The 18,056-nt window shown below is 71.8% G+C and carries 15 protein-coding genes; 4 read left to right on the plus strand and 11 right to left on the minus strand.

Going from position 1 to position 18,056, the window contains the following annotated elements; all coding sequences use genetic code 11:
- Positions 1-73 precede the first annotated feature (73 nt).
- The 3 genes from IPJ59_RS10780 to IPJ59_RS10790 all read left to right on the plus strand — a co-directional run bounded on the left by IPJ59_RS10780 (position 74) and on the right by IPJ59_RS10790 (position 5,307).
- On the plus strand, positions 74-1,237 hold the full coding sequence (locus IPJ59_RS10780; RefSeq protein ID WP_293271286.1) for an MFS transporter: 1,164 nt from the start codon (positions 74-76) through the stop codon (positions 1,235-1,237).
- A gap of 114 nt (positions 1,238-1,351) precedes the next feature.
- Positions 1,352-2,788, plus strand: a complete 1,437-nt coding sequence (locus IPJ59_RS10785; protein ID WP_293271288.1) for a L,D-transpeptidase — start codon at positions 1,352-1,354, stop codon at positions 2,786-2,788.
- Positions 2,788-5,307 carry a DNA methyltransferase gene (locus IPJ59_RS10790; RefSeq protein ID WP_293271290.1) on the plus strand — a complete coding sequence of 840 codons (2,520 nt, stop codon included), beginning with the start codon at positions 2,788-2,790 and terminating at the stop codon, positions 5,305-5,307. Before IPJ59_RS10785 ends, IPJ59_RS10790 begins: the two co-directional genes overlap by 1 nt.
- On the opposite strand, the gene IPJ59_RS10795 is transcribed toward IPJ59_RS10790, so the two are convergent.
- The 4 genes from IPJ59_RS10795 to IPJ59_RS10810 all read right to left on the minus strand — a co-directional run bounded on the left by IPJ59_RS10795 (position 5,304) and on the right by IPJ59_RS10810 (position 8,693).
- Complete coding sequence (locus IPJ59_RS10795; RefSeq protein ID WP_293271291.1) at positions 5,304-6,275, minus strand: hypothetical protein; 972 nt, start codon at positions 6,273-6,275, stop codon at positions 5,304-5,306. The genes IPJ59_RS10790 and IPJ59_RS10795 overlap by 4 nt on opposite strands.
- A gap of 123 nt (positions 6,276-6,398) precedes the next feature.
- Entirely contained in the window at positions 6,399-7,193 is a 795-nt protein-coding gene (locus IPJ59_RS10800) for a hypothetical protein (RefSeq protein WP_293260039.1), read from the minus strand.
- Between the two features lies 1 nt (position 7,194).
- A complete protein-coding gene (locus tag IPJ59_RS10805) occupies positions 7,195-7,962 on the minus strand; it encodes a hypothetical protein (RefSeq protein WP_293260036.1) in 768 nt (255 codons plus the stop codon).
- Positions 7,959-8,693: an ABC transporter ATP-binding protein gene (locus IPJ59_RS10810; RefSeq protein ID WP_293260033.1), complete on the minus strand. Its 735-nt coding sequence runs from the start codon at positions 8,691-8,693 to the stop codon at positions 7,959-7,961. The genes IPJ59_RS10805 and IPJ59_RS10810 overlap by 4 nt, the downstream gene beginning before the upstream one ends.
- A 129-nt stretch (positions 8,694-8,822) precedes the next feature.
- Between IPJ59_RS10810 and IPJ59_RS10815 the strand changes: the two genes are divergently transcribed.
- The gene (locus IPJ59_RS10815; protein ID WP_293260030.1) at positions 8,823-9,116 is read left to right on the plus strand and encodes a DUF2103 domain-containing protein; all 294 of its coding nucleotides are present in this window, start codon (positions 8,823-8,825) and stop codon (positions 9,114-9,116) included.
- A gap of 63 nt (positions 9,117-9,179) precedes the next feature.
- Here IPJ59_RS10815 and IPJ59_RS10820 read toward each other — a convergent pair whose 3' ends face one another.
- The 7 genes from IPJ59_RS10820 to IPJ59_RS10850 all read right to left on the minus strand — a co-directional run bounded on the left by IPJ59_RS10820 (position 9,180) and on the right by IPJ59_RS10850 (position 18,042).
- Positions 9,180-11,090, minus strand: a complete 1,911-nt coding sequence (locus IPJ59_RS10820; RefSeq protein ID WP_293271293.1) for a DUF4215 domain-containing protein — start codon at positions 11,088-11,090, stop codon at positions 9,180-9,182.
- 225 nt (positions 11,091-11,315) lie between these two features.
- Positions 11,316-12,524, minus strand: a complete 1,209-nt coding sequence (locus IPJ59_RS10825; RefSeq protein WP_293271295.1) for a Vgb family protein — start codon at positions 12,522-12,524, stop codon at positions 11,316-11,318.
- Between the two features lie 45 nt (positions 12,525-12,569).
- Entirely contained in the window at positions 12,570-14,342 is a 1,773-nt protein-coding gene (locus IPJ59_RS10830; RefSeq protein ID WP_293271297.1) for a beta-eliminating lyase-related protein, read from the minus strand.
- Positions 14,333-15,847, minus strand: a complete 1,515-nt coding sequence (locus IPJ59_RS10835) for a hypothetical protein (RefSeq protein ID WP_293271299.1) — start codon at positions 15,845-15,847, stop codon at positions 14,333-14,335. The genes IPJ59_RS10830 and IPJ59_RS10835 overlap by 10 nt, the downstream gene beginning before the upstream one ends.
- Entirely contained in the window at positions 15,844-17,073 is a 1,230-nt protein-coding gene (locus IPJ59_RS10840) for an aminotransferase class III-fold pyridoxal phosphate-dependent enzyme (protein WP_293271301.1), read from the minus strand. The genes IPJ59_RS10835 and IPJ59_RS10840 overlap by 4 nt, the downstream gene beginning before the upstream one ends.
- Positions 17,063-17,563 carry a cupin domain-containing protein gene (locus IPJ59_RS10845; RefSeq protein WP_293260013.1) on the minus strand — a complete coding sequence of 167 codons (501 nt, stop codon included), beginning with the start codon at positions 17,561-17,563 and terminating at the stop codon, positions 17,063-17,065. Before IPJ59_RS10845 ends, IPJ59_RS10840 begins: the two co-directional genes overlap by 11 nt.
- Complete coding sequence (locus tag IPJ59_RS10850) at positions 17,560-18,042, minus strand: cupin domain-containing protein (RefSeq protein ID WP_293271303.1); 483 nt, start codon at positions 18,040-18,042, stop codon at positions 17,560-17,562. Before IPJ59_RS10850 ends, IPJ59_RS10845 begins: the two co-directional genes overlap by 4 nt.
- Positions 18,043-18,056 lie beyond the last annotated feature (14 nt).

Raw genomic sequence — 18,056 nt, forward strand, 5'->3', positions numbered from 1 at the left:
CACCACCCCGCCACAGCTTCCGGGGGGACCTGGCGAGCCGCCGTTGACGGGGCACGCGCGGGCGCTGGCGACGGTGTGGTTCACCCTGTTCCTGGACCTGGTGTCGTTCGGGATCGTGATCCCGGTGTTGCCGTTCTATGCGACGCACTTCGGGGCGGCGGCGTGGATGGTGACGCTGCTGTCGACCGGGTACTCGGCGGCGCAGTTCGTGATGGCGCCGGTGCTGGGGCGCCTGAGCGACCGCCACGGCCGGCGCCCGGTGATGCTGATCTCGATCGCGGGCAGCGTGGCAGCGATGCTGACCCTGGGCTTCGCGCAGGCGCTGTGGATGGTGTTTCTCGCGCGCATCATCAGCGGGGTGTGCAACGCGAACGTGTCGACGGCGCACGCGTACGTGGCCGACCGGGTGCCGCCGAGCCAGCGCGCGCGCTACATGGGGATGATGGGCACGGCGGTGGGCCTCGGCTTCATCTTCGGGCCGTCGATCGGTGGCTTGCTGTCGCGGCCCGACCACCCGGAGCTGCCGTTTCTGGTCGGCGCAGGCCTCAGCGCGCTGAACTGGTTGATGGCGTATTTCTGGCTGCCGGAGAGCCACCGGCCGTCGCGCGTGGTGGGGCCGGCGGCGCCGCGGCCGTCGCTGCTGCGGGCGCTCGGGCAGGCGGAGTTCTGGCGGACGCAGCTGGGGGTGCTGGTGCTGGTGTCGTTCGGGTTCTTCATCGCCTTCGCGGCGATGGAGTCGACCTTCGCGCTGTACACCGAGGCGGCCTTCGCGTGGACGGCGAAGGAGACGGGCAAGTTCTTCTCGCTGGTGGGTGTGGTGATCGTGATCGTGCAGGGGCTGGTGGTCGGGCGGGCGGTGTCGTCGTTCGGCGAGCGGCGCACGATGATCGCGGGGTTATGCGCGCTGGGCATCGGCTTCGGGGCGGCGGCGGTGGTGCCCTACGGGTGGATGCTGCCGATCGTCGCGGTGTTCATCGCCGGCGGGAACGGTCTGATCATGCCGAGCCTCAACGCCCTGATCTCGCGCAACAGCACCAGCGAGACGCAGGGGATGAACATCGGCCTGACGCAGTCGGGCGGGGCGCTCGGGCGCATCATCGGGCCGATGATCGCCGGCGGGATGTTCGAGATGGTGACCCCGGCGGCGCCGATGGCCTCGGCGGCCGCGGTCGCGCTCGCGGTCGCGGTCGTGGCGTTGCTGATGATCCGCGAGCTGCGTCCGGACGCGGGACGCTGAGCGCCGCGGGCGATCGGTTTTCGCGGCGAATTTGTGGTGCGGGCCGCGACCTGAGACATGGTCGGCGGAGGCCCGATGTCGTCGTATCGTGCAACGCTTGTTTCTTCGCTTGTCGTGCTGGTCGCGTGCGATCCGGACGCGGGGACGCCTGCGGGCAGCAGCGGGAGCTCGAGCTCGGGGAGCACGAGCGCGGCCAGCGAGGCGCTGAGCGAGCTGGCGAGCGAGGCGGTGGTGTCCCTTGAGGCGGAGACAGGGCCGGTGATACCGGCTGCGCCGGCGATCGCGGAGGCCGAGCCGCCGATCGGGCACCGGGTCGCCCGCAAGACGATGGTGGTGCTGGCCGAGCCGCGCTGGGGCGCGGCGATGCGGGGGCGGGTGGACATGGGCAACCCCTTCGCGATCTACGAGTTTGTCGCGGGCAAGGGCTGCACGGGCGAGGGCTGGGCGCGGGTCGACCAGCTGGGTCACGTGTGCCTGCGCGACGCGGAGCCGAGCCGGCGCCCGGGCAAGGCGCTGCCGCTGGTGGCGGCGGACCGGGTGGTGCCATTCATCTATGCCAAGCCGCGGGCCGACCGCAGCGGGGCGCTGCTGCAGCCGGTGTCGCGCCACCGCAGCGCGGCGGGGCTGGCTCGTGGCGAGGCGCCGCTCGACTGGTTGCAGCCGAATCATCAATACGCGTTCGTAGAGTCGCGGCGCTTGCCGGAGGTCGGGGTGGTGCTGCTGGATCGGAGCCGGCGGGCGGTGCGGGCAGACGCGCTCGAGCTCGAGCGACCGAGCAATTTCGCGGGCCGCGAGCTGGGCGAGCGACCGGTGCCGGCGGGGAGGGTCGCGGCGTGGTCGGCGGAGGCGCCGACGCTGGTGCGCCGCGAGCCGGGGCTGGACGCCGAGGTGGTGGGGCGCGTCGAGTATCATCGCGAGGTTCATGTCGACATTGCGCCGGTGCGGCGCGATGGGGTCGACTGGTATGCGCTGCACGGCGAGCCGGGGGGCTTCGTGTCCGACGAGGACATCCGCCGGTGGATCCCGGGTGCGCCGCTGGCGGGGGTCGGCGCCGACGAGCTGTGGCTGGACGTCGAGCTCAGCGAGCAGACATTGACGGTGCGCCGCGGCGAGGAGCCGCTGTTCGTGACGCTGATCTCGAGCGGGGCGGGCGACAATCCGACGCCGCGCGGGTTGTATCGTATCTGGCACAAGCAGGCCCTGGGCGATATGCGCAGCCTGCCGGGCGACCCCGACAGCTACACGGTGGAGGAGGTACCGTGGGTGCAGTATTTCCACCGGCGCTTCGCGTTCCACGCGGCGTTTTGGCACAACAAATTCGGGCGCCGGCGCAGCCACGGCTGCATCAACCTGTCGCCGCGCGACGCGGCGCGGGTGTTCGGTCAGACAGCGCCGGCGATGCCGGGCGGTTGGACCTTCGTGTACGAACACGAGGACGAGCCGGGGACGACGGTGAGGATCCGCCGTGGTGTGGAGGATGTGCCGGATCGTCGTCGGCCGATCGGCGAGGCGGAGGTGGATGAGGTGCTGGCGGCGCGGACCGACGAGTGATGCCCCTGGACGAGGCCGCGGCGCCAGGCGAGGACGCGGCGGGTCAACGCGTCACCGCCGAGGTGGCCGGCAAGGTCGGGGCGCTAGCGCTCCTGATCGAACGACGATTCGACCGCGAGCGGGTCGGCGACTTCCTCGTCCAGTGCGTCGTCACGATGTTCGCGGAGGCGGCTTTGCTGCTCGCGCCCGGGGCCTTCACCGCGTGTGTCGATGCCGCGATCGCGGCGCTGCGCCAGCGGAGGCCCAGCGGCTTCGTGGAGGGGCTCCAGGCGCTGTGGAGGGGGATGCGGGGGCTCGGAGTGGTCGGGGAATTGGTCGGTGAGCGCGAGCCGATCGAGCTGGAGCTCGCGGAGCTCGAGCTGCTCGCCGCGGCCGCCGGAGCGAGCTGGCGGCGTGTGTCTCCGGCGATCGTGGGCACGCTGCTGGAGCGGGCGATGGGTCCGGCCGAGCAGCGGCGACACGGGGCTTTCTACACACCCGAGGGGCCGATGCGAAGGCTGGTCGGCTGGACGATCATGGAGCCGCTGCGGGCGGAGTGGGCGGTGGTCCGCGCCCAGATCGAGGTGAGGGGTCGGGACGGGGCGGAGGCGACGGCGCGCGGGCTGGGCCATGACTTTCGTCGGCGCCTGGCCACAGTGCGTGTGCTCGACCCGGCGTGCGGGAGCGGCAACTTCCTGTACGTCGCACTACAGGAGATGAAGCGGCTCGAGGCCGAGGTCGTGCGGATGCTGGCGACGCTGGGCGATGCGCTGACCTGGCTGGATATCCCCGGCGAGGCGGTCCATCCGGCCCAGTTCCATGGCATCGAGATCAAGCCGCGGGCGGCGAGGGTGGCCGCGATCGTGCTGTGGATCGGCTATTTGCAGTGGCAGGTATCGGCCGGCCGTCGCGGCACGGGGCCAGGGCCGATATGTCATGACTTATTCAACATCAGGACCGGCGACGCGCTGATCACCTGGGCGCGGGAGGAGGCGGTGGTCGACGCGGGCGGCGGCGCAGTGCGCCGCGCGAGGGGCGTGACCGAGAAGCAGGGGCAGCGCTCCCGGGTGGGGCTGACCAGGCTGGTGGGCGCCCGGGTCGCAGCCTGGCCCGCGGTCGACTTCGTGGTCGGCAATCCCCCGTTCCTGGGCAACAAGAAGATGCGGGACGTGCTCGGCGCTGGTTATGTCGAGGCGGTGCGGGCGGCGTTCCCGGGGGTCCCGGGCAGCGCGGACCATGCGATGTACTGGTGGTGGCGCAGCGCGGATCTGCTGGCCCGCGCCGAGATCCGTCGCTTCGGGTTCGTGACCACCAACACCATCACCCAGACCTTCAACCGGGCGGTCGTCGAGGCGGCGCTGCGCGACCTCGGCATCGCGCTCAGCCACGCGCTCCCTGACCACCCGTGGTACGACGAGGGCGCGCAGGTGCGGATCGCCATGACCGTCGCAGGTCGCGACGCTGGCGCACCGGCGATCCATGCGGTGGTGGTGGACGAGGCGCCAGGCCGCGTGCATGTGCACGAGCGGACGGTCCAGGAGATCCACGGCGATCTGTCGACCGGGGCGCGGGTGCGGTCGGCGCTGCCGCTGCGGGCGAACGCGGGTATCTGCTCGCAGGGGGTGACGCCGCTGGGGGATGGATTTCGCCTGGGTGAGGCGGACCTGCGGCGGCTCGGCGTGCGTCTGCCGCACCCGGTGGTAAAGCCATATCTCATCGGTGAGTATGTGATGAAGCGCCCGCGAGCGGAGTGGATCATCGCATTGGACGGCCTCTCCGAGGCCGAGGCCCGGGCTCGCTATCCGCGGCTGCTCGAGCACGTGCGGCGGGAGGTGCGGCCGATCCGCGAGGCCCAGAACGATCTGCTCCCGCGGCGCAGATGGTGGCTGTTCGGCCGCACGCGGCCGGGGCTGCGCCGGGCGCTGGTCGGGCTCCCGCGATATATAGCGACGTCGCGGACGTCGCGGCATCGGGTGTTCGTGTTTGTCCCGGCGGACACCCTGCCGGACACGAAGATCGTGGCGATCGCTACGGCCGACGCGGCGCATCTGGCCGTGCTATCGAGCCGGGTGCATGTCGCGTGGGCGCTGCGGGCGGGCGGCAGGCTGGGAGTGGGCAACGATCCGACCTACAATCATACCGAGGTCTTCGATCGCTTCCCCTTCCCGCGGCAAACAGGGCCCCACATCGCCACATTGCGGGCGCTCGGCGAGCGGCTCGACGCGCATCGCAAGGCCCGACAGGTCGAGCAGCCCGGACTGACCCTGACGGAGATCTACAGGGTGCTGGGCAGGCTCCGCGCGGGCGAGGCGCTGGCCGCGGGTGAGCAGCGGGTCCGGGACCAGGGCCAGGTCGACATCCTCGCAGCGATCCACGACGCGATCGATCGGGCGACGCTCGACGCGTACGGCTGGCCGACCGATCGATCGGACGAGGAGATCATGGGATGGCTGGTGGAGCTCAATGCGCGGCGCTGGAACGACGAGCAGCGGGGCGCGATCGACTGGCTGCGGCCTGCGTGGGGCCTGGATGGGGGCTAGTCGGCCGGGTGCGCGCGCGCGACCCACTGGACGTGGGGCTCCTCGAGGCAGGCGCCGGTCACGGCGGCCTGCACGACCTTGACGTCGATCTGCCAGTCCGTCCCGCCGTAGTTGCCGATCGGAAAGTTCAGCTCCTCGGTGGCGACCGGGACGCCCTTGGGCATCAGATTCATGTTGACCACGATGTCCAGGGAGTAGTCACCTGGCCTGTACTTGTTCTTCGCGCAGCAATCGCCGCAATCACAGTAGGTCGGCAACTCTCCACTCAAGCTCGGCGTGGCGCTGAGGGCGGTCAACTCCGGTACCTTGGCCGGGCCGGTCATGCGCGTGCTGGCGAAGAATAGCGGGGCGGGGTCGCTGATGTTGCCCATCACCCGGGCCAGCCCGACCTGCGAGAGCGGGCACTGCGCCTCGTCCCGGAGGGTGTTGTAGTGCGCCGTCATCGTCACACAGTCGCCCATTTTGACATCGGGGGAGTAGTCGACGGCGGCGCTGGCGAGATAAAGCTGGAGCGTGTACTTGGCGCCGGCGCAGTTCGGTGAACAGGTAGCATCACATGTGCGCAGCACCACCTCGTTCGCGGACACCGACTCCACCGACGCGATCTTGACGAACACCGAGGTATTGCAGGGCTTCTCCGCGATCTCCACGTCGTTCTTCAAGAGCGCGATGTCCAGGCTGGTCGGCAGTTCCTGGCCCACGCACTCGCCGTCGAATCCGGTGCCGCCGCTGGTGCTGCTGCTCGCCGGATCGGTGCTCGAGCTCGTCATTCCCGGGTCGCCGGTGGTGGTCGTCCCGGGGTCGCTGCTGGGCCCCATGGTCACGCTCGCGTCCGACGAGGCCGAGGTCGCGGCGATCGTGCTCTCGGTCCCGCCGTCATCGTCGCCGGGGACGAAGCCCGGGTTTGGCCGCGAACACGCGGCCAGGGCGGCCACGCTCATGCCGAGGATTCGTGTCGATGGCCTCATGTGCGCTCCCGTTAGGTTCGAGCAGAGCAGCGGTCGCTGGACGTTCGGGCGATTTTCGCACCAGTGTGGGCGCGAGGGTGAACACCGCGGCCGGCGACGGATGATGAAGCGCACGGGGCTATTTCATGGTCGGTCGCTGCGAGTCAGCAGTCGCCCTCCGACGCGCACGCCGAGGGCCGCGACGACCAGTGCCAGCAGCAGCAGGGCCGGGCCCAGCCACGCCAGCGTGGCATCGTACCAAACGAGGTTTGCCAGCACTGTCAGCGCCGCGAGCTCCGGGCGGTCGACGAATAGGTCGGGGCGGTAGAGGAATGCCGCGGAGGGGAGCATCGGCATCAGCGCAACCACCAGCGCCACCAGGACCGCATTCATGCTGTCCGCCGCGCGCACGAAGACGATGCTGAGGGCGGTCAGCTGGAACAGCACCAGTGCGGTCATCGCCAGTCCAGCCCCGAGCGCCCCGGCCGCGCTGACGCTGCCGCTTGCGCCCAGGTATGGCAGCGAGGCCGCGGCGCAGGCGGCCGCCAGCGCCACCCCGATCACCGTGGTCATCGCCAGGACCGGCCAGGTGCGCGCCGCCAGGAAGTCGGCGGCGGGCACGGGCTTGCAAAGCAGCAGCTCGAGCTGCTGCTCCTCGCGCGGACCGACGACCACGCCGAGGAGGCCGAACAGGCCGGCCGAGAAGGCGCAGAAGTAGACGGCGACGTAGTCGTTGAAGAGGACCACGCCGCCGAGGTCACGGAGGTGAAAGGCCACGCGCAGGAAGTCGATCACCTGCGCGGGTAGCCGCGGGAACAGGAGCTGGCAGCTCGCGATCATGGCGAGGCCGGCGAGGCCGGCGTATATAGCGACTCGATAGGGGGCGTGGCGCAGCTCGGCGCGGCGGTACTCGGCGAGTGAGGGGAGCAGGGAGCGCATATCAGGCCTCCAGCTTGCGGACGGACCATGCGCCCGCTGTGATCGTCGCGGTGGTCAGGAGGATGAGCGCGAGCGCGGGCGGCACGATCACGCCCGGTCCGAGCGCGTCGAGATGGGCCAGCGACTGCACGCCCAGCGAGATCGGGTTGAGCAGCGAGATCGTCGCCCAGGCCGGGTTGTAAAACCCGATGAACGCCATTCCGACGAGGGAGAACAGCGCCAGGAGCCCCGCGAGCAGCCCGGGCCCGCGCCGGCCGACGACGACCAGCAGGGTCGCCGCCAGCGCCGTGGCGAACACGGCGGCCCAGACGTGCAGGCTCGCCGCGGCCAGGAATGGCCCGGGGCGAAAGCCCGCGACCATCGCGCTGAAGTACAGCGCGCCGATCAGCTGGGTCCCGAGGTACAGCGTCGCCATCACGCCGCAGGTGGACAGCGTGCGCACCGCGAAGTAGCGCGGCAGCGAGATCGGCTTGGCGGCCAGCAGAGGCAGCACGCCGGTGTCGCGCTCGCGCAGCAGCACCCCACCGGCGAGGACCACCGCCAGCGTGGCGATCAGCTTGTTCATGGCCAGGTCGGTCCACATGAACATGAACAGGGTGAAGGGATCGCGGGCGCCGAACCACGCCTCCATCGCGGCTTGCACGTGCGCGGGAGGACGCGCCACCAACACGGGCAGCGACAGCACCGCGTACGCGAAGATCGCCACGGCGAACCACACCTTGCGCTCGCGCAGCGCGGCCCGGTAGTCCAGCCACAGGAAGCGGATCACGCGGCCTCCTGGCGCACCAGCGCGAGGTAGAGGTCGTCCATGCTGGCGACGCCGTGCTGCTGCTTCAGGGCGGCGATCTCACCGCAGGCGATCAGGCGCCCGTGGTGCATCGCCCCGACCCGGCGGCACAGGGTCTCGACGTCCGACAGGATGTGCGACGAGAACACGATCGTGACCCCGCGTTCGCGGGCGAGCTCGCGTAGCAGCAGGAGCAGCTCATGGCGCCCGAGCGGGTCGAGCCCGGAGGTCGGCTCGTCGAGCAGCAGCACCCGCGGCTCGTTGATCAGCGCCTGGGCCACCCCGACCTTCTGGGCCATGCCGGTCGAGAAGCCGCGCAAGCGCCGGTCGGCGGCCGCGAGCAGGCCGAAGCGGCGGAGCCAGGTCTCGGCGCGCGCCTCGGCCTCGGCCCGCGGCAGCGAGAACATCGCCGCCACGTAGGCGAGGAACTGCCGCGCCGTCATGTCTGGCGGCAGCGCGTAGTCGGCGGGCAGGTAGCCGCAGAGCCGCCGCACCGCGAGCACCTCGGTGGCGATGTCGTGGCCGAGCACGCGCGCGTGGCCCTCGCTCGGCGGCGTCAGCCCGAGCAGCATGCGCACCAGCGTCGTCTTGCCGGCGCCGTTGTGGCCCATCAGCCCGAAGATCTCGCCGGGCTCGACCGCGAGGCGGACCGCCTCGACCGCACGCACCGCGCCGAAGCGCTTGGACAGGCCCTCGATCTCGATCGCGTTCATGGTGACCTCCTGGGGTTGCTTCGCTTGCTCTGCCGGGCGGGTCAAGTCCAGATCCGCGGCCGAGGCCGACAGCGCCACCGCGCTGGCCCCGAGGTATAAGTGCGCGGCGTCGGTCCGGCGCGACCGTCCATGCCTGCACACAAGACCGGGCGAAAGCTCACCAGGAGTCACACGACCATCACCGAGAGGGCGAGGGATGTGGTGACGATGCTGGAGCGCCTGCCCGAGGTCACGAAGATCTCGCTCGGCATCATCAAGCAGATCGGGCTGGGCAAGCCCGCGGTCAAGTGCCACCCGATCACGGGCGGCTTTCGCTGCATTGTCCGCGGCAACACGTCGATCCAGGAGGTCTGGGTCTACGTCCGCGGCGACCAGGCCCAATTGCTCGGGGTGCAGGCCAAGGTCGCCGCGATGTTCCCCTGACGCGGGCGCCCCTGCTCGCGGAGGAGGAGCGACCTCCGCGAGCAGGATCGCCGCGCCGTGGTCTCACTGGGGCTCGGGGACCGGCGGCACATCGCCCGGGATCGGCAGCTCGACGTCACCCATCGCGGTCTTGTCCTGATCTTTGATCTCGCCGTCGAGATCGATGAGCGTGCTGTTCGTGATGTCACCGCCGCCGTGGGGCGTGCCCTGGAGGCCGTAGACCACGTTGGGCGTGTAGAAGTCGAGCGCGTCGCCGGTCATCCACACGTAGCCGTTCATCTCGAAGTCGTGGTCGACGCCGCCGGCGGCGCTGCCCACCAGCTCGCCGACGAGGTAGGTCGTGCCCTTCAGGACCCACACGCCGTTCATGTACTGATACTCGTAGGTGGTCGACTGGTGCGCGGTGGTCTGGTTGTCGCCGAACATCGAGCGCTGCGAGACCAGCATCCAGCCGGTCGCCGCGAAGCTGATGTCGGAGATCGGGTTCGAGTAGTTCTGGTTGTTGTACGCGGGCGCCAGGAACTCGAGCTTGGCGGTCAGCGGGTCGATCACCCCGCTCTCGTCCTTGTAACCGACCGACCAGACCGCGTTGCTCGCCACCACGTCCTTGCGGCCGGTGTCCTCGGCCCAGACGCTGTAGTAGAGGCGCCCGGCGTGCGACTGGACCGCCCAGACGCGCTGGCCGAGCGGGATGAACACGCCGTTGGGCTCGCCCACGTCGTTGGGCAGCCCGATCGTTACGCTCTTGTCGGAGTGGCGGTAGGTGCTGACGACCTTGCCGGCCATGTCGACCTGATAGACGCGTCCGTCCTCGTGGCTGCTGACATAGATGGTCTCGCTGACGCAGTCGTAGTTGATGTTGCCGAACGCCGGCCCGTTGTTCGGCAGGGTGGCGAAGTTGGACACGAGGCCGGTCTTGCTGTCGATCTTCTTGATCGTCGCGGGGCTCTGGTTGGCGCCGAAGACCGTGGTCGGGGCGACGTAGATGTTGCCGAACGAGTCGAGGGTGAGGCCGAAGACCCTGCCGATGTTGTTCTGCTGCCACGCCGGGTTGTGGTACTTGGGCGCGTTGTAGTTGAGGTTCGGCGGCGGCGGCGGGCCGGAGATGTCGATGACGTGCAGCACCCAGCCGTCCTGCTGCTGATTGGAGGTCATCACGGCGACCTTCTTGTCGAGGAAGTTCTTGTAGGCGGGGTCCGTGAACGCCGGGAAGCCGCCCGAAGCGCCATAGATCTCCGAGGGGCGGCACGAGCCGGGCAGGCCGACCACGCAGGCGTTGGTGCAGTCGTCGTCGTCGATCGCGTTGCCGTCGTCACAGTCCTCGAAGGTCGCGAGGAAGCCGTCGCCGCAGAATGCGGCCATGCAGCCCTCGGTGCAGAAGTCGGTGTTGTCCATGTTGCCGTCGTCGCACTGCTCGTCCGGCCCCTGGTCGCCGTCGCCGCACACGTTGGCCTCGCACTGCGCGTTGCATGCATTGCCCGGGCCGTTGTCGGCGCCGTCGTCACAAGCCTCGGTGCCCGCGAACAGCTTGCCGTCGCCGCACACGTTCACGGTGCAGGCGGCGGTGCAGGCGGCCGAGTCGGCGTTGGCGGGGCCGTCGTCACACTCCTCGGCGCCGTCGACGACCCCGTCGCCGCAGCCCGGACCGGCGCTGGTGCTGCCGTCGGTCGTGGTCGTCGCGCTGACGCCGCCGGTCGTGCTCGGGTCGGTGCTGGTGCCGGGCCCGGTGTCGCTGGTCGTGGTGCCGTCGCTGTTGCTGTCGCTGTTGCTCCCGTCGCCGGTCGGCTGGGCCGTATCGCTCGCCGCCGAGGTGCTCGCGTCGCTGCTGGACGGCGTCACGCCCGACGTGGCCTGCGACGTGGCGGTGGCCTCGGTCGTCGCCTCGGTGGTGGCGGTGTCACCCCCGCAGCCCACGAGCAGGCTGAGCGTCGCAACCAGAGTGCATTCAATGACATTGACAGCATAACGATTCATTGTGGCCACCATCATCCCCCCGTTTCTATCCCGGGGCACAGTACCACAGCGGGCGCGGCAGCGGTGGCCGGCCGCGTGCACGGCGAGGCAGGCGGGACGCGTCAGGGCACGACCCGGCGGCCGGGAGGCCTCCATCCAAAATTGCGCTCGCGCTGGGCGGCAACGCGCCATCCCGCGCCAGGAGACGATGATATCACCGCGACCAGATCGGGCTGCTCCACAGAATCACGGCACGTGGACGGAGCTCAGGGCGAAGCCGGTCATGTCGCTATACGTGTAGGCGCCGACGAGGCCGCCGACGGTCTGAAAGCTGCCGTCGGAGGGGTCGAGCCGGTAGGCCTCGCTGCCCTGGGACACGGCCCAGACGTAGCCGTCGAAGTCGACGCTGATGCCGTGGGCGTGCTGCGGCAGCGAGTAGGTCCGCTTGATCGTCATGGTCGCGGTGTCGAAGGCCAGGATCCCGCCGGGCGTCGCCTTGTAGAGGGTGCCCGCGCCGTCCTCCATGCAGCCGCCATATTCGCCGGCCGCGACGACCTGCCAGGTCTCGCTGGCGGGGTCGAAGCGCGAGGCGTTGCCGGCGCAGGTCCATACATATCCCTGCGAGTCCACGGTGATGCCATAACCACCGACGGGCATGTCCCAGCTGCGGTGGGCCAGGGTGTCGTGGTCGACGAAGTGCAGCTTGGCCTGGCCGACCTGCGAGCCCCAGAAGTTGCCGCGGGCGTCGACGGCCCCGCCGTAGATCCCATAATCGTCGATGTAGGCGTCGGTGATGGTGATCGTCGCCTCGATCGCCCCGGTGTCGCCGTCGAGGCGCAGGATGTCGATCGTGCCGGGGGTGTTCAGGCCCGCGGTCCACACCTTCTGTTCGGCGAATCGGCAGGTCGTGGCGTCGAAGGTGCCCGGCGTCCACGCGACCGGGCGCTGGCTGAAGTAGGTCATCGGCGTGTGCCAGGCGATGCACTCCTCGATGCCCCACGGCAGGTGCTGCGCGTCGCTGGCGGTCTGGAGCCCCGGCGTTCCGTTGCTCTCGGCGCAACGCTCGGGCAGCGCGTAGATCTTGGTCAGGCCGCCGTTGCGGTTGGCGACCACGACGTCGCCGGCGAGGTTGACCGAGGTGCGCGACGGGTTGCCCGCGGCGTCGGGGCGCGCGACATAACGCCCGCGCTCCTTCAGCGTGACGGTGTCGATCTTGCTGATCGTGCCCTGCGTGCTGTTGGCGATCCAGATGAAGGATAGACCGAGCGCGCCGTTGTCGAGCCCGCAGTCGGTGGCGCCGAGGTCGAGCTGGGGTCCGGTCGTCGGCGTGGTGTCGTCGCTGAGGCCCACGGTGCTCGCGGTCGCCGCGAGCGTCGTCGATGCTGTGCTGTCGGCGACATCGTCCCCGCAGCCGGTCACCAGCGCCCACAGGCACACATCGACGCCACGCCCCATCACCACGCACGATAGCGGAGGCGGCCAGACTCGTCGATGCAGCAGTTATGGCGGGCGGCGCGTGACGGCTGCCAGCGCGGCGGCCAGGTCGTCCGCGTCGAGGCCGCCCGTCTCCACCGGGCCGGCGGTGAACAGGGTGCTCTCGGCCAGCGCGGCGCACAGCGGGTGAGCGCGGCGCACCAGCGTGAAACCGGGCCCCGCGACCGCGGCCGGCGTGGCGCACAGGTCGGCGCACAGCGCCACGTCGACCCCGGGCTCCATCGGCTCCACGAGCGCGGGCCCCCACGCGGCCGGGGGCCCGAGCTCGCGGACGGCGTCGTGTGCCTGGCCTTCGCGACAGGTCTCGAAGAACATGTCCCCGAGGACATGCGGTGCGTCGGCTGGATGACGTCCGCGCCACAGCTCTGCCAGCGCCGTGATGACCGGGTCATGGCTGCGGACCGTACCCGTCGGCGCGAGCCCGGCCCAGGCGGCGATCAGGCGCTGCCGTGGGCCGATCGCGGGGAACAGCGCGTAGGCGTCAGACAGGCCCAGACGGGCCCGCAGCGCGGCGTGCAGCGCCGCTCCGTCGGCGCCGCCGAGCACCGCGGGCCCGGCCGTCCGCGGCGCCTCGGCCAGCGCGGGACAGCCGGCCCACGCGCCCTCGTCGATCGGCTCGATCGGCTCGAGGAAGGGGGTCGGCGTCGGGTCCGGGGCGCGCCGCAGGCCCACACGCCAGTCGGCGAGGAGCCGTGCGAGTCGTGGGAGCGTGCGCGCGAGCCATGGCCCGTGCTCGCGCAGCGACAGGCGCAGCGTCGGCGCCCCGGGCTCGGCAGGCGGCGTACCGAGGCCGCGTGCGCCGGTCGTCAGGTAGAGCAGCGCCAGCAGCGTCGACGCCGGCAGCTGCTCGGCCGGGACCTGCGGCAGCATCGCCGCCGCGTCGAGGAACAACGCGCCGCCGCCCCAGCCGCGTAGCGGCACACCCTCCTCGACGAGGCCGCGGGCCAGGTCGTCGAGCGCTCGCCAGCGCTGCGCGGCGGGCTCCAGCATCCCGAGCAGGCCACGCGCGAGCGCCCCGAGCCCGGGTCGCGCGCGGCCATCACCTGGCCCAAGGAGCAGGTCAGAGATCGGTCGCAGGCGATCGATCCACGCCGGGTCGGCGGCGGAGATCAGGCCGAGCGCCGCCCCACCGGCGTCCTTGCGGCCCGACAGCACGACCAGGTCCGCGGCCGCGAGCTGGCGGCGCAGGGCGGGCGCCCCACCGTCGCCGTCGCGCGCGACGTTCTCGGCCAGGCGCGACGCGTCGAGCACGATCGGCACCCGGCGATCGACCCGATCCCGCAGCGAAGCGAGGGCCGCCAGCGTCGCGCCGGCCAGGCCAGCTCCGCCCCGCGGCCCGAGCAGGCAGCGCGGGGCGCACAGCCAGATGCAGGCCACGTCGCCGCGGCGCAGCTCCGCCTCGGCCCGCGCCAGATCGATCGTCTCGAGGCCACCCGGAGCACATGTCCCTCCGGACAGGTCGACGAGCGCCCCGCCGCAGCGAGCGATCGACCAGCGCCCGGTGACATAGACCTCGGTGCACAGCACGCGCAGCCCCGGACGCACCAGCGCCGTCGCGACCACCGCCTCGGCCGCGCGTCCGAGCGGGGCGGCCAACCATGCGCGCCCGCCGAGCACCGTCGCCACCGCCGAGTCGAGCGCCGCCGCCTCGCCGCGCGCGCGCTGCGTCGGCGGGGCGATCACGTCGGTCGACAGGTCGCACACCACGGCGCTCGCGGGCAGCCGCGCCGTGTTGAACGCCGCGGCCTGCAGGGCGGCGAGGCGGTGCGTCAGGTCCATGGCTGGTCTTTCGGACATGTCGCATGGAACATGGCCGCGAGCAGCAGCGCCGCGGCGCGCTCGCCGTGGGCGGCGAGCAGCGCCCGCCCGAGCGCCGGTGTACAGCTGAGATCGCCGAGCACCACGCGGTCGCCGGCCGCCAGCGTGACGCCGCCGACCAGCGTGACCGCGAGGCTCGCGTGCTCGTCGTCGAGGGCTCCGTCCGGACCGCACCAGCGCAGCACCGGCCCGACCGGCGCGATGTGCCAGCGACCCGCGGGGGGCACGGTGGCGATCGTCCGCGGGGCCGGCAACGTCGCGGCGAGGAACCAGCGCCAGCGCGGCCGCGCCGCGACCGCGGCCACCAGCGCGTCCTCCAGCGCACGCAGCTCCCCCGCGAGCCGGGGTCGTGACAACAGCACGGCCGGGAGCGCCGACGCGAGCTCGGGCTGCGACAGCGGCACGGCCGGCAGCGGCGACGCGCGCTCGGGCTGCGACAGCAGCGGCGACGCTCGCCTGGGCTCCGCGTCGGCGACGATCTCGGCGAGCAGCCCCGCGGCTCCGTTCATCCGCGGGTTCAGGTCGTGGTAGACGCGCGTGCTCGCGTCGACGCGCAGGAAGTCGAGCCCGAAGGGCCCGTGGAAGCCGCGCTGCGCCAGCATCTGCCCGCAGCGGCGCAGCTCCCCGGCGATCGCCTCGCGCTCCTCGGCCGAGAAGTCCGCCGCCTCGAAGCGGTTGCCCGCGTAACCGGGACAGCCGCGCTCGTCGGTCGCCACCAGCTGGCGCGAGGGCGGCAGCGCCAGCACCTCGCGGTCGCCCGTCACCAGCCCCATGACGTTGCACGGCTCGCCGCGCACCCACGCGGCGGCCCGCAGCGGCCCCGGTCCGAGCGCTGGCAGGCGCGCCTGCGCGGCCGCGAAGTCCTCGCACACCCGCGTCCCGGCCCCGCCGCCCGAGAGCCCCAGCGCCTGCACGACCAGCGTCGCCGCGCCGAGCTTGGCCTGCATCGCCGCCCAGCTCGCGGCGGTGCAGGGCCAGCGCAGCGGCACGGACGGCGGCGTCGGCAGCACGGTCGGCAGCGCCGCGCAGGCCTTGTCCTCGAGCGACCGACACAGCGCCGCGTCCTGGGCCCAGAGCGGGCGCGCTCCGAAGATGTCCTGAGGGACAGGTAAGTAGGCGATCACCGTGGCCTGGGCGTCGGGGTCGATCTGCGCCAGGAAGGCCGCAACAGCGACGCGTGCGCGGACCAGCGTGGCCGCGAACTCGTCGACCACGTGGCTGAAGATGTCGCGGCTGGCCCCGACCAGCCACAGCAGCGGCGGTCCGTCACCACCTGTCCCGAGAGGCAGCTGCGGGCCGCCGGCCGGCACCACCGCGATCACGCCGACGAGCTCGGCCGCGAACGCGGTGAGGCCCGCGAGCTGCCCCGGCCCGATGCTCACCGCCACCAGGCGTCGCCCGCTCAGCCGCGCCCGGGCCAGCGTCGCCAGGCGCAGCGCGGCGGTGTCCGCGAGCACCTCGCTCACCGCCCCGCCGGCAGCGCGGCCAGGGCCGCCTCGGCGCGCTCGAGGGTCTCATCGATGTCGGCCGGCGTATGCGCCAGCGACAGGAACCAGTTGTGGGTCGGGTGCAGCAGCACGCCGCGTCGCGCCATCGCCTCGCTGAAGGCGCAGGCCAGCGCGTGCTCGTGGTCGCCGGCGAAGCCCACCAGCGGCAGCGCCGGCGGACCCGAGATCGCCAGCTCCAGCCCGCGCCTGGCGGCCAGGGCCTGCAGCCCGTCGCACAGCCGCGTCCCCATCGCGGCCATGTGTGCACAGGCGGCGGCGTCGAGCAGCTCGAGGTTGGCGAGGGCGGCCGCCAGCGCCGGCGCCAGGCCCCAGAAGGTCCCCGACACGAACACACGCTGCGCCGCGGCCAGCATCGCCGCGCTGCCGAGCGTCGCGGCCACCGGGTAGCCGTTGGCCAGCGCCTTCGACAGGCAGTGCAGGTCCGGGGCGATGCCGAAGTGCGCCGCAGATCCGCGCGGGTCGAGGCGGAAGCCGGCGCGGATGTCGTCGAGCACCAGCGCCGCGCCGTGGCGATCGCACAGCGCCCGAACCTGCGCCCAGTGACCCGCGGGCGGCAGGGCATTGGCCGCGCCGACCTGCTGGTCGTATGGGCAGAGCAGCACCGCCGCGACCGGCTCGCGCGCCAGAGCGTCGGCGAGCGCCGCGACGTCGCCCCAGGCGATCCTTCGCACCTGGCCCTGCTCCTGCGCCACCCGACCTGCCCCGAAGGCCAGGTTCACGTGATTGCCGTGCCACGCCCCGTGGGCCACCACCAGCGCGGCCCGCCCGGTGTGGGCCCGCGCCACCGCGATCGCCACGTCGATCGCGTCGGTGCCGCTCTGCGAGCACGCCGACCACGCCATCCCCGGGTGGCGGGCGACCAGCGCCTCGGCCAGCGCCACCTCGACCGGCGAGGGCAGCGAGTGGCACACGCCCCGCGCCTGCTGGGCCGTGAACGCGGCGTCGACCTCGGCCCGCGCATAACCCGAGACCATCGGCCCGTAGCCGCACAAATAATCGATGTAGGGCTGCCCGTCGGCGTCGCTGAACCGGCAGCCGCGGGCGCCAGCGACGAAGTGCGGATAATCCTCGGGGATCGTCCGCATCTGGGTGGCCGTGAACGCGAAGCTGCGCCGGTGCCCGAACACCCCGTTCGGGATCACGGCGCGCGCGCGAGCCAGCAGCGCCGCGTCCTCACCGCTCATGCGGATCTCCGACGTACGCGGCCCAGCGCGCCCGGTGCTGCGGGAACAGGCGGCCGAACAGGTCCGCGTCGGCCAAGCTCCGGTCGGTCTCATCGAAGCCCGGCGCGACGACCTCGCTGATGAGCCCGTGCTCCACCCCGGCCGGCAAATATGAGCACTTCCACCACCCGCCCGGACACGTGAATGCCAGCACTTGCCCGGCCCGCGGATCGCGGCCGAGCACCACCTCGCGCCACTCACCCGCCGGCGAGATCAGGCCGTACACGATGGGCCCCCCGCTGTGGAAGAAGTGCGTGATATCCGAGGTGTTGCGATGAAAGCGACCGACCGGCGCGCGCGTGCTCAAAAGATAGTAGATCGTGCTGGCGAGCGAACGCTCGCCATTCTCACTCGCGAGGGTCGCCGCGGAGCGCCAGCATTCGCCGAAATGTCCGCCCTCCACGTGCGGCACCAGCCCGAGCGCCGCGATCAGCGAGTCCGCCGGGCTCACGCGCCACCCCCGACCGACGGCACAAACGGCGCCAGCAGCTCGCGCTTCGCGGGCGACAGCCGCTCCAGCACCCGGGCGTCGGCCGAGCAGTGATCGTCCGGCGACCAGCCTGGCACCACCGCCTCGCTGATCAGCGCCCACGGCCCCTCCACCAGCTCGATCGCCTTCCAGCGCCCGCCAGGTACCACCACCTGAAATGCGTGCGGCGGCCCCAGCAGCTCGGCCCGGTGCTCGCCGTCTGGCGCGAGGCTGTGGACCCGCAGCACGCCGCCCGCGTGATGAAAGTGCAGCCCGTCGGCCGAGCTGCGGTGCATGCGTGCGCGCGGCGCCTCGGACGTCAGCAGATAATAGATCACCGTGATCAGCGGCCGCGTCCGCGGCCCGCCCGGGAAGTCCGCGGCGTGATACTGGCGAAAGTATCCGCCCTCGGGGTTTTGCGACAACCCGAGCTCGGCGATCCAGTTCGCGGCGTGATGCACCGCCGCGAGTGTAC

The sequence above is a fragment of the Nannocystis sp. genome, assembly GCF_016714285.1.
Lineage (GTDB): Bacteria > Myxococcota_A > Polyangia > Nannocystales > Nannocystaceae > Nannocystis.